At 72.5% G+C, this 10,648-nt stretch carries 6 protein-coding genes; 5 read left to right on the top strand and 1 reads right to left on the bottom strand.

Features of this window, described 5'->3' with window-relative positions; genetic code table 11:
* The first annotated feature begins 146 nt into the window (after positions 1 to 146).
* Positions 147 to 953: a hypothetical protein gene (locus H9652_RS18665; RefSeq protein ID WP_191798210.1), complete on the top strand. Its 807-nt coding sequence runs from the start codon at positions 147 to 149 to the stop codon at positions 951 to 953.
* A gap of 179 nt (positions 954 to 1,132) precedes the next feature.
* Positions 1,133 to 6,652 (top strand): ThuA domain-containing protein, encoded by a 5,520-nt coding sequence (locus tag H9652_RS20005; RefSeq protein ID WP_318244274.1) that lies wholly within the window; start codon positions 1,133 to 1,135, stop codon positions 6,650 to 6,652.
* Positions 6,653 to 6,827: 175 nt separating this feature from the next.
* Here the strand turns inward: H9652_RS20005 and H9652_RS18640 are convergent, their stop codons facing one another.
* Positions 6,828 to 7,427, bottom strand: a complete 600-nt coding sequence (locus H9652_RS18640) for a GNAT family N-acetyltransferase (protein WP_191798208.1) — start codon at positions 7,425 to 7,427, stop codon at positions 6,828 to 6,830.
* Positions 7,428 to 7,606: 179 nt separating this feature from the next.
* On the opposite strand from H9652_RS18640, the gene H9652_RS18635 reads away from it, so the two are divergent.
* The 3 genes from H9652_RS18635 to pxpB all read left to right on the top strand — a co-directional run bounded on the left by H9652_RS18635 (position 7,607) and on the right by pxpB (position 10,348).
* Positions 7,607 to 7,798, top strand: coding sequence for a DUF1059 domain-containing protein (locus H9652_RS18635; protein ID WP_138823657.1), 192 nt, complete (start codon positions 7,607 to 7,609; stop codon positions 7,796 to 7,798).
* A gap of 124 nt (positions 7,799 to 7,922) precedes the next feature.
* Complete coding sequence (locus H9652_RS18630; protein WP_191798206.1) at positions 7,923 to 8,708, top strand: LamB/YcsF family protein; 786 nt, start codon at positions 7,923 to 7,925, stop codon at positions 8,706 to 8,708.
* Between the two features lie 11 nt (positions 8,709 to 8,719).
* On the top strand, positions 8,720 to 10,348 hold the full coding sequence (gene pxpB, locus H9652_RS18625) for a 5-oxoprolinase subunit PxpB (RefSeq protein ID WP_191798204.1): 1,629 nt from the start codon (positions 8,720 to 8,722) through the stop codon (positions 10,346 to 10,348).
* The last annotated feature ends 300 nt before the right edge of the window (positions 10,349 to 10,648 follow it).

The following is a 10,648-nucleotide window of genomic DNA, read 5'->3' as shown; positions in this document are numbered from 1 at the left end:
GTCGGACGACGCGCGGCACCTGACAGCGCGTCCCTGCCGTGTCTCCCGGCAGGCCTCTTCGTCGGCTCGTCCTCGTCGAGCCCCCTCCTCGTGCCAGGCTCGCGCGTCGGCACGACCTCCCGCCCTCGACAGACAGGAACCGACCCGTGGCGCAGAAGACCGCAGCACGACGCAGCAAGGCGGACCTCGCGGCCCGGTCGGCGACCGCTCGGGGAGCGGGCCCCCGGTCCGGGGACGGTGCCGGCCGTCCCCAGCAGCGGCCACCGGAGCGCACGAGCGCCCGGTGGCCGTGGAATCTCTCGCGCGCTCGCCGCGCGTGGCTCGCGGTCGCCGCGGTGGTCGTCGTCGGCGTCGTCGTCGCGGTGGTCGTGTGGGCCGTGACGCGAGCGCCCGACGACGGAGCGTCCGGCGCGTACGCCGTCGACCCCGCGCGCGTGGCCGAGCTCGAGGCCGCCGAGGCCGCGCGCGACGCCAAGAACCTGGGCGTCGTGACCGACTTCGCGCTCTCCGCCCAGGAGCGCCTGGTCCCGACCATGAACGACCTGTCCGTGGCGCTGCCGCTCGACGGCTCGCCCGGCACCCCCGCGACGCCCGAGCAGGTCGCGACCTGGCGCGAGGCGCTCGCGACCCTGACGACCGAGGCCGAGTCCCTGCCCGCCGGTGCGTCGGGGTACAACGTGACGCGCAACGGGCTGGGCGTCTCGATCGCGCTGCTGGGCGACACGGTCGACACGCTCGTCCTGGCCGAGGGCGCGGCCGAGCCGGCCCGCGCAGAGCTCCTGGCGCTCGCGGCCGACCTGCGGCTGCGGGCAGCCGACACGTGGGCCATGGCCGCGACCCAGCTCGACGAGCTGAGCGTCGGCGCCGACCAGGGGCACGTCCACGTGTTCCTCCCGCTCCACCCGGACGACGCGGGCGACGGCGCCGCGAGCCTGGGCGAGAGCGACCACTAGACCGGTGCCCGCCGGGACCACCTGCGGGTGGGCCGAGTCCCGGCGGGCGCCCAGGGGCACCGTGCGCACGAGGAGGTGAGGACGGACGCAGGACCGGCGGCCCCGCCGCCGCGGAGGACGACGATCGACTTTCAAAGGAGAAAGCTGTGACCGTACGACACCGAAGAAGACGGGCAGGGGTGAGCGCGTTCGTCGCGCTGACGCTCGCCGCCCCGACCCTGGCCCTGACGGCGACCCCCGCCGCTGCCCACGACGAGTTCTCCGTGCTCGTCTTCTCGAAGACCGCCGGGTTCCGGCACGACGCGATCCCGGCCGGGATCGCGACGATCAAGCAGCTCGGCGAGGACAACCACTTCGCCGTGACCGCGACCGAGGACGCGGGGGCCTTCACCGAGGAGAACCTCGCGGGCTACGACGCGGTCGTGTGGCTCTCGACGACCGGCGACGTGCTGAACGCCGACCAGCAGGCCGCGTTCGAGGCGTACATCGCCGACGGCGGCGGGTACGCGGGCGTGCACGCGGCGTCCGACACGGAGTACGACTGGCCCTGGTACGGCGACCTCGTGGGCGCGTACTTCTCGGCGCACCCGCAGAACCAGACCGCGACCGTCGTGGTCGCGGACAAGGACCACCCCTCCACCGCGCACCTGCCCGCCTCGTGGGAGCGGTACGACGAGTGGTACAACTTCCGCGAGAACCCGCGCGGCGACGTGCACGTGCTCGCGACGCTCGACGAGTCGACGTACTCGCCGGGAGGAGGCGCCATGGGCGCCGACCACCCGACCGCCTGGTGCCAGGACGTGGCCGGGGGCCGCTCCTGGTACACGGGCGGCGGCCACACGCAGGAGTCGTACACCGACCCGGCGTTCGTCCAGCACCTGCTGGGTGGCATCCAGACCGCCGCGGGTGCGGTCGACGCCGAGTGCGGCGCGACGGTCGAGAGCTCGTACGAGCAGATCACGCTCGCGAAGGGCGCCGAGAAGACCGGTGAGCCCATCGCGCTCGCGGTCCTGCCGGAGGGCGACGTCCTGCACACCTCGCGGGACGGGCGGGTCTGGTACACGACCGCGGACGCGTCGACGTCCCTCGCGGGCACCATCCCGGTGTACTCGCACGACGAGGACGGGCTCCAGGGGGTCGCGATCGACCCTGGCTTCGCCGAGAACCGCTGGGTCTACCTCTACTACGCGCCGAGGCTGAGCACTCCGGCGGGCGACGCCCCGGAGAACGGGACGGGCCCCGAGTCGTTCGAGGCGTTCGACGGCTACAACCAGCTCTCGCGCTTCACGCTCACGGACCAGAACACGATCGACCTGGCGAGCGAGAAGAAGATCCTCGAGGTCGAGGCCTCGCGCGGCACCTGCTGCCACGCGGGTGGCGAGATCGACTTCGACGCCGAGGGCAACCTCTACCTGTCGACGGGTGACGACACGAACCCGTTCGCCTCGGACGGCTACACGCCGATCGACGAGCGGGCGACGCGCAACCCGGCCTACGACGCCCAGCGTTCCTCGGGCAACACCAACGACCTGCGCGGCAAGCTCCTGCGCATCACCATGAAGGACGACGGGACCTACACGATCCCGGACGGCAACCTCTTCGCACCGGGCACGGACAAGACTCGTCCCGAGATCTACGCGATGGGCTTCCGCAACCCCTTCCGGTTCTCGGTCGACAAGGCCACGGGCTACGTGCACCTCGGCGACTACGGGCCCGACGCGGGCGGGGCCAACCCGAACCGCGGCCCCGGTGGCTCGGTCGAGTTCAACGTCATCACCGAGCCCGGCAACTACGGCTGGCCGTACTGCGTGGGGGACAACGTCCCCTACGTCGACCACGACTTCGCCACGGGCACCTCGGGCGCGGCGTTCGACTGCAGCGCCCCCAAGAACACGAGCCCGAACAACACGGGCCTCGTGGACCTGCCGCCGGCCATCGCTGCCTGGCAGCCCTACGACGGCGGCAACGTCCCGGCGTTCGGCTCGGGCGGCGAGTCGCCCATGGGCGCCGTCGTCTACGACTACGACCCCGAGCTCGACTCGGAGACCAAGTTCCCGCAGTACTACGACGGCAAGCCCCTGCTGTACGAGTGGGAGCGGCGCTGGATCAAGGAGGCCGTGCTGAACGAGGACGGCAGCCCTGCGGGCTTCGCCCCGGCGCTGACGGGGCTGAACATCCGTCGTCCCATGAACCTGGAGTTCGGTCCGGACGGCTCGCTGTACGTGCTCGACTACGGCAGCGGCTACTTCGGCGGCGCCGCGGACTCCGCGGTCTACCGCATCGACTATGTCAAGGGCTCGCGCTCTCCCGTCGCCGAGATCGAGGCGTCGGTGACCAACGGTGGCGTGCCGCTCGAGGTCGTCCTCGACGGCTCGGGGTCCAAGCACCCCGAGAACCTGCCGCTCACGTACGCGTGGGACGTGGACTCGGACGGCACGGTCGACTCGACCGAGCCCGTGGTGACCCACACCTACACGGCCAAGGGCCAGTACACGGCCCGCCTGACGGTGACCGCTCCCGACGGCAAGACCGGGGTGTCCACCACGACCGTCACGGTCGGCAACACCGCTCCCGTGGTGACGCTGGAGCTGCCGCAGGACGGGCAGTTCTTCGACTTCGGCGACCAGGTGCCGTTCAAGGTCACGGTGACCGACGCCGAGGACGGCAACCAGGTCGACTGCGAGAACGTCGTCGTCGAGTACATCCTCGGCCACGACAACCACGGCCACCCGCTCTCGAGCGCGACCGGTTGCGAGGGCGTCCTCACGACGGTCAAGGACGAGGGCCACGGACTCGACGCCAACATCTTCGGCGTGGTCAACGCGACCTACACCGACGGTGGAGCCGAGGGCGTGCCCGCGCTCAGCGGCGACGACGAGGCCGTCCTGCACACGCGCACCAAGCAGGCCGAGTACTTCACGGCCCAGCAGGGTGTCCAGGTCGTCGACAAGGCCGCGGCCGAGGGCGCCAAGCAGCTCGGCTACATCGCCCCGGGCGACTGGTTCGCGTTCGACCGGATGAACCTCCAGGACATCACGGGCATCTCGGCGCGCTACACGTCGGGCAACGCGGGCGGTCTGATCGACGTCCGCGTGGGAGCGGCGAACGGTCCGCTCCTCGGGACCATCACGATGGGCTCGACGGGCAGCTGGGAGACGCACGCGTCGTCCGACGTCGTGCCGATCACGGACCCGGGTGGCACGAACACGTTGTTCTTCGTCGCGCGCTCGGCGTCGGGGGGCACGGGCGACATGTTCGACGTCGACTCGCTCCACTTCGCGGGCAAGGGTGCGGCGAACAACGTGGCACCGAGGGTCACGTCGGTCACGGGCACGCCCACCACGGGTGACGCCCCGCTCGACGTGACGTTCACGGCCGCGGCGACCGACGCCGACGGCGACGCGCTCACGTACGCGTGGGACTTCGGCGACGGCGGGACCGGCACGGGCGCGCAGGTCACGCACACCTACACGACGGGAGGCGCGTTCACGGCCAAGGTGACCGTGACCGACCCGGCCGGCGCCTCGGCGTCGGGCACCGTGAAGGTGACGACGTTCGGCACCCTCGAGTGCACCGAGACCGACCCGCAGCGCGGACCGGTCGACGAGTTCCTCGGCGCGTCGATCGACGCGTGCCGGTGGGACGTCCACAGCTACCGGCCGGACCTCGCCGAGGTCCGCGACGGCAAGTGGGTCGTCACCACGACCGACGACGACTTCTACGGGACGGCGAACTCGCCCGTGCCGAACATCGTCACGACCGACCAGCCGGGAGACACCTGGACCGTGGAGACGTCGTTCACGGCGCCGCTCACGAGGTCTGCCCAGCAGGGCGGCCTCATCGTCTACCTCGACGAGAAGAACTACGTGAAGCTCGACGTGGTCGGCAACGACGACGGCTCGGTGCGGGCGGAGCTGCGCAGCGAGGTCGGCGACGTCACGCAGAACCCGCAGCCGGGGATCGACAACCTCGCCAAGCCGGTCTACGGCGAGTACCAGCTGCGGCTGTCCCGCGCCGGTGACACGTTCACGGGCCAGGTCTCGGTCGACAACGGCCAGACCTGGGCAGCGCTGCCGGGTGGCGTGAAGAACCCGGCGGCCCAGGACGCCGGGGTCGGTGTCTTCGCGCTCGGCAAGCTCGCGGGCGCGGCGCAGATCGACGTCGCGTTCGACTACGTGCGCCTCGTGGACGGCACCACGCCGCCCACGTGCGAGGGCACGACGGCGAGCGACACGTTCGAGGGCACCGAGCTCGACCCGTGCCGCTGGTACGTCGTCAACCCGGACGCGTCCAGGCTCGCGGTGAGCGACGGCGCGCTGCGCCTGACCACCACGGACGACGACGTGTTCGGCGCGACCAACTCGACCGTGCCGAACATCCTGCGCAACAAGGTCGTCACGGGTGACACGTGGACGGTCGAGACGACCGTCACGGCCGACCTCACGCAGAACTACCACCAGGGCGGCCTCATGGTCTTCAAGGACCCGGCCAACTACGTCAAGGTGGGCGTGATCCACAACGGGGCGGCTGCCGGGACCGTCGGCTTCGAGGCACGCAGCGAGAAGGGCGACGTGGTCCAGGACCCGCAGCCCGGCGTGTCCGACCTGCCGCGCGAGGCCGACAAGACCTACCACGTGCGCCTGTCGCGCGACGGAAGCACCTTCACGGGGTCCTGGTCGCTCGACGGCGTCACCTGGACGGACCTCGCACCGGTCACGAACGACACGCTCGCGGGGATCGCCCCGGGGCCGTTCGCGCTCGGCAAGAACCAGACGGCTCCCACGACGGTCGCGTTCGGCGACGTCACGTTCGTGGACGACGAGCCCGAGGTCTGCGAGCCGGCCACCCCGGCCGAGGGCTATCGGATGCTGTTCGACGGCACGGCCGAGTCCCTCGCGGGCTGGAAGATGGCCGGGCCGGGCGGGTTCGAGCTCCAGGAGGACTGCTCGATGCTGTCCACCGGGGGCATGGGCCTGCTCTGGTACCCCGAGGAGCTCGAGGCGTACAGCCTCACGCTCGACTGGAAGATGGCGGGGGACGACAACTCGGGCGTCTTCGTCGGGTTCCCGGACCCGGGGAACGACCCGTGGGTCGCGGTCAACCAGGGGTACGAGATCCAGATCGACGCGACGGACGCCGACGACCGCACCACCGGTGCGATCTACACGTTCCAGAGCGCCGACCTCGCCGCCCGCGACGCCGTCCTCAAGGCGCCGGGGGAGTGGAACGCGTACGAGATCAGGGTCGAGGGCCAGCGGATCCGGGTGTTCCTCAACGGGACGCTGATCAACGACTTCACCTCGACCGAGCCGTCCCGCGACCTGTCGTCCGGCTTCGTCGGGCTGCAGAACCACGGCAACGGCGACGACGTCTCGTTCCGGGACGTGCAGGTCAAGGACCTGACCGTCGAGCCGGAGCCCGAGGTCGAGGTCACCTCCACGGTGAAGTCCCAGTGCGTGGGGCGCACGGCCAACGTCTCGGTGCGCGTCGTGAACGACGAGGACGTCCCCGCGGACATCGTCGTCACCACGCCGTTCGGCACCAAGACCTTCCTCGGCGTCCAGCCGGGGAAGTCCGCGCACCAGTCGTTCAGCGCGCGTGCCGGCGCGGTGGAGGCAGGCGTCGCTCAGGTCACGGCGACGGCCGGGGGTCGGACCACGACCTTCGACGTCGCCTACGCGGCGACGAGCTGCGGGTGACCGGTTGACCGGTTGACCGGTTGACGGTGTGACCGCAGCGGGCGGGGCGGGAACCTTCGGGTTCCCGCCCCCGGGCCGTCGTCCGGCGCCCGCGGGCACGTGGGCCACGCCCTGGCCCGACGGCGCCGCTCACCGCGGCGCACGGTGTGGCCCAGGCGTCGGGCTCAGCACGGGGTCAGTCGAGCGGGCGCACCATCACGACGTCGTCGTGCGCCTCGCCGCCCACGACGTAGGTGCGCGTGCCCGCGAACGCGAACCCGTGCTTGCGGTAGAACGCCTGGGCCCGCGCGTTCTCCCCGTTGGTACCGAGCCACACGGCCCGGTCCGGGACGAGGGCCGGTGCCGCGTCGAGCGCGGCCCGCATGAGGTCGCTCGCGACCCCCGTGCCCTGGGACGAGGGGTGCACGTAGATCTTCGACAGCTCGACGGTCGGCTCGTCGCCCACGACGGCCACGATGTCGGCGTCGTCGGGCACGCCGCGCACGAGCAGCGCGTAGCCGACCAGGTCTCCGGCGCCGTCGGACGCGTCGGCCCCTCCGGCCTCGGCAGCCCCGTCGGGCGACCCGGGCGACCCGGGCGACTCGGCCACGAGCAGCGCGTGGTCGGCGCTCGCGGTCCACGCGACGAACCTCTCCGGGGAGAGCTGCGTGCGGATGTGCTCGGCGACCGCCGCCGGGTCGGAACCTGGCGGGCACGCGAGCGGGAACGTGATCGCGGCCAGGGCCGCGAGGCGGTCGGCGTCGGCGGGGGTCGCGGTGCGCAGGGAGGTCGTCACCCGCGGAAATCTACCCGGCCGCACCGACGAGCGGGAGGGGCGTCCCGCCGTCGGGCCGTTGACACCCCGCCCCGCCCGGAGGACGGTGGAAGGACCGGAGACGTCGCCCGCCCAGCCCACGGACGCCGCCCCCGCCGGAGCCCCGACGACGGGGCCCGCGTGAGGGGAGGTGAGAACACATGAGGAAGATGGTCGACTGTCGGACCACGCCCAGCGTCATCAACTGCACGCTGACGATCGCCGGCGAGGAGGAGGAAGTCCTCGACGCCGCGTACGACCACATGATCAGCAAGCACGGTCACGAACCCACACCCCAGCTGCGGGAGGACATCCGTGCCGACCTGGTCGACGCCGAGCCGTCGATGGCCTGACGTGCCTGACGTGCCCGACGGCACGAGACGAGCACCTGACTAGCACCTGGCAGCACCTGACAGCACAGCCGGTCGTGACCCGCGGGTCACGGCCGACGCGCGTGCTCTCGGCGATGATGGGGACATGACGCACCTCCCGGCGCCCGACGCGCGCCGCATCGACCTCAACGCGGACCTGGGCGAGGGGTTCGGGCCGTGGGCGCTCGCGGACGACGATGCCCTCCTCGACCTCGTGACCAGCGCGAACGTCGCGTGCGGCTTCCACGCGGGGGACCCGATGATCATGCGCGCCACCACGCGCGCGGCCGTCGAGCGGGGCGTGAGCATCGGTGCGCACGTCGCCTACCGCGACCTCGCGGGCTTCGGGCGGCGCTTCCTGGCGGTCACGCCCGCCGAGCTGACGGCCGACGTCGTCTACCAGCTCGGCGCCCTCGACGCGTTCGCGCGCCTCGCGGGGGACCGGGTCCGGTACGTCAAGCCGCACGGCGCGCTCTACAACGCGATCGTCCGGCACGAGGAGCAGGCGCGCGCCGTCGTGGAAGCGGTCGTGGGGTACGACCCGACGCTCCCCGTCGTCGGGATGTCCGGGTCGGCCGTGCTGCGGCTCGCCGCGGAGGCGGGGCTGCCCGTGGTGCACGAGGTCTTCGCCGATCGTGGCTACGCGCCCGACGGGTCGCTCGTGCCCCGGGGAACACGCGGCGCGGTCCTGCACGACCCGGCCGAGGTCGCCGACCGCGCGCTGCGCCTGGTGACCGAGGGCGTCGTGGTCGCTTCCGACGGCAGGGAGATCGCGGTCGAGGCCGACTCGGTCTGCGTCCACTCGGACACCCCCGGCGCGGTCGCGCTCCTGACCGAGGTGCGCCGGGTGCTCCAGGCGAGCGGCGTCGTCGTGCAGGCGATCGGGCGGTGACCGTGCCGGGGATGTCGGGCGGGCCCCGCATCGGTGCGTACGGCGACCACGCCCTCATGGTCGACCTCGCGGGGCTCGACGACGTGCACGCGCTGGCCGCCGCGCTGCGCGCCGCGGCCGTGCCGGACGTCGTGGACGTCGTGCCCGCGGCGCGCACGGTGCTCGTGCTGCTGGACGACGCGGCGACCACCGCGGACCTGGCCCGGGTCGAGGACGCGGTCCGGGCGGCGTGGGAGTCGCGGAGCGCGGTCGCGCAGGAGGGGGAGGGGCGCCTCGTGGAGATCCGGGTCGTCTACGACGGGCAGGACCTGCCCGACGTCGCCGCGTGGGCCGGGCTGTCCGTCGCCGAGGTCGTGGCGCGCCACAGCGGACGGGAGTACGTGGTCGCGTTCGGCGGCTTCATGCCGGGCTTCGGGTACCTGACCGAGGTCGACCCGGCGATCGCCGCGCCCCGCCTCGCGACCCCGCGGACCCGGGTGCCGGCCGGGTCGGTCGCGCTCGCGGGCGACCTCACGGCGGTCTACCCCCGTGCGACTCCCGGCGGGTGGCGACTGCTGGGCCGGACCGACGTCGAGCTGTTCGACGTCGACCGCGACCCGCCCGCGCTCCTGACCGCGGGGACGAGGGTGCGCTTCCGAGAGGTCGACCGGCTGCCGGGCGACGCCGACGGTGACGCTGCTGTCGCCGGGGGTGACGCGCTGTCCGCCGAGGGTGACGTGCTGTCCGCCGGGGGTGACGCGCACTCCGCCGAGGATGACCGACGGCCTGCCGAGGGTGACCGTGCCGGTGGCGTCGAGGTTCTCGCGCCGGGGCCGCTGACGCTCGTCGAGGACGAGGGGCGGCCGGGCTGGGCGTCGTCGGGGGTGGGGAGGTCGGGCGCCGCGGACAAGATGGCGTTGCGCCTGCTCAACCGCCTGCTCGCCAACGACGACTCCGCCGCAGCGCTCGAGGTGACCCTCGGCGGGCTGGTCCTGAGGTTCCACGAGCGGGCGACGGTCGCGCTCGCGGGCGCGACGGCGCCGGCGGTCCTCGATGGCACGCCGGTCGGTATGCAAGCGGTGCTCGAGGTGCGCCGGGGAGCCGAGCTGTACCTCGGGTTCGCCGCGCGCGGGACGCGGACCTATGTGGGCGTGCGCGGCGGGTTCGACGTGGCGCCCGTGCTGGGGTCGCGTTCGTTCGACGTCCTCGCCGGCCTGGGGCCCGCGCCGTTGCGCGCGGGGGACCGGTTGGCGATCGGGCCGCGACCGTCCCGTCTGCCCATGGTCGACCTGGCGGCGCCCCGCGCCGCGACGACGGGGATCGTCGAGCTGACGGTGCGCCGCGGGGTGCGGGACGAGTGGTTCGACGACGCCGCCTGGCGCGACCTCCTGGGCGTCACGTTCGAGGTGACGGACGCGAGCAACCGGGTCGGCCTCAGGCTGTCGGGTGGGCGGGTCGGACGACGGAGCGGAGAGCTGCCGAGCGAAGGGCTCGTGCCCGGCGCGATCCAGGTCCCGCCCGACGGACAACCCGTCCTCTTCCTCCGTGACCATCCCGTCACGGGTGGCTATCCGGTGATCGGTGTCGTCCGGACCGGCGCGCTCGACGTCGCCGCGCAGCTCCGACCGGGGGACCGGCTGCGGTTCCGGGAGGCGAGTTGACGGGGGCGACGGGCACCCCGTAATGTTCTCGAAGTCAGCCCGGCAGGGAGGAACAGACACCACTGCGAAGCTCTTCGGAGCCGCCGCGAAGTGGCTGGATCCCCCGGGTGGCCACCCCTCAGATCTTCTCAGGGCATCTCTGCGTGTCATGAGAAGCCGCCGGGGCGGTCGGCTCAGGCGGCTCTCCTTCACCGGACACGGCGAAGTTGAGACGCGGGAATGAGTCTGGTAGGTTAGAGAAGTTGCCCCGAGTGAAGGCCCCTGGTGGGTTGGAGTCGGTGCGTGTCGGTTGCTTGAGAA

It is taken from the genome of Oerskovia rustica, from assembly GCF_014836555.1.
Lineage (GTDB): Bacteria > Actinomycetota > Actinomycetes > Actinomycetales > Cellulomonadaceae > Oerskovia > Oerskovia rustica.
Note: the sequence above shows the minus strand (reverse complement) of the source record. Positions and strands in the feature narration are given on the sequence as shown.

Excerpts from the sequence above, each read along its gene's own strand:
- H9652_RS18635 (WP_138823657.1), top strand. The coding sequence starts at position 7,607 with ATGAGGAAGATGGTCGACTGTCGGACCACGCCCAGCGTCATCAACTGC.
- pxpB (WP_191798204.1), top strand. The coding sequence starts at position 8,720 with ATGTCGGGCGGGCCCCGCATCGGTGCGTACGGCGACCACGCCCTCATG.
- H9652_RS18630 (WP_191798206.1), top strand. The coding sequence starts at position 7,923 with ATGACGCACCTCCCGGCGCCCGACGCGCGCCGCATCGACCTCAACGCG.